Source organism: Streptomyces malaysiense, from assembly GCF_000980885.2.
GTDB lineage: Bacteria > Actinomycetota > Actinomycetes > Streptomycetales > Streptomycetaceae > Streptomyces > Streptomyces malaysiense.
In genome coordinates this window covers 1-254 of the sequence record NZ_LBDA02000210.1, presented here as the reverse complement: position 1 = coordinate 254, position 254 = coordinate 1, and the positions used below count along the sequence as shown (strand labels likewise).

At 69.7% G+C, this 254-nt stretch carries 1 protein-coding gene; it reads left to right on the top strand.

The window, feature by feature from the left end; genetic code table 11:
* On the top strand, positions 1 to 254 hold a 254-nt coding region (locus tag VT52_RS34965; protein WP_143070999.1), incomplete at both ends, for a class I tRNA ligase family protein.

Here is a 254-nt window from a genome sequence, read left to right as displayed (position 1 = left end):
GAGCACGCGGTGCTCGACTTCTGGCGCGAGCAGAAGATCTTCGCGAAGAGCCTTGAGCAGTCCGAGGGCCGCCCCGAGTGGGTGTTCTACGAGGGCCCGCCCACGGCGAACGGCATGCCGGGCGCCCACCACATCGAGGCCCGCGTCTTCAAGGACGTCTTCCCCCGGTTCCGTACCATGCGCGGCTACCACGTGGCCCGCAAGGCCGGCTGGGACTGCCACGGCCTGCCCGTGGAGCTGGCGGTCGAGAAGGA